The sequence below is a fragment of the Pseudomonas sp. G5001 genome, from assembly GCF_013385475.1.
In the GTDB taxonomy this organism is placed as follows: domain Bacteria; phylum Pseudomonadota; class Gammaproteobacteria; order Pseudomonadales; family Pseudomonadaceae; genus Aquipseudomonas.
Map to the genome: position 1 here is coordinate 1 of NZ_JACAPZ010000074.1, position 786 is coordinate 786.

Genomic DNA, 786 nt, shown 5'->3' on the forward strand with positions numbered 1-786 from the left:
CGATTGCCTTTGACGACGCTCGGACCGACACGGTCTTGCATCAGCAGGTTGCCCGCCGGGTCGTGGACGAAGCGTTCCTGCAAATCGTGCGAGTGGTTGGCGCGGGTCAGGCGGTCGAGTGGGTCGTAGTGGTAGTCGTGCTGGCCTTTGCGGGTGTCGAGGATGCGGGTCAGGTTGCCGCGTTTGTCGTAGTCGTATTGGCGGCGCTGCTGGCGTTGTTCCTGTTGGGTGATGGCGTGGGCGTGCAGGCGGCCCTGGTCGTCGTAGTGGTAGTGGCTGAGGAGTTGGCCTTGCTGGCGCTGGTGTTCGCGGCCGGATTTGAACAGGTGCGAGGTGAGCAGGTTGCCGTTGAGTTCGATGGTGGCGAGGTCGCCGCCTTTTTCGTGGTGGAAAGCGAGGCGGTTGTTGTCGGGCAGGCGCAGGTAGTTGAGTTGCCCGCATTCGTCGTAGCGGTAGCGCAACGTGCCCCAGCCTTGGTGTTCGGCGGTGAGGCGGTTTTGCAGGTCGTATTCGTAATGCAGCGGCCAATGACCGTCGTCGACGCTGAGAAGGTTGCCGAGGCGGTCGTAGGTGTAATCGACAATGCTGCGGTCGGGCAGGGTTTTTCTTACGAGGCGACCGGCAGCATCGCGCGCATAACCGGTAACCAACTGACTGCCGTCATCGCCGTATTCGGTCTTTTCCAGCAGATGCCCGGCGAGGTCGTAGACATAGGCGGTGCGGCGGCCATCAAACCCGGTTTCCTGCTGGATCAGGCCGTTGGCGTGGTACTCAAGCCGGTAGGTT

At 62.1% G+C, this 786-nt stretch carries 1 pseudogene; it reads right to left on the reverse strand.

The features are described from left to right. Positions 1-786: pseudogene (locus tag HX805_RS32205) on the reverse strand (type IV secretion protein Rhs); the annotation flags it as partial.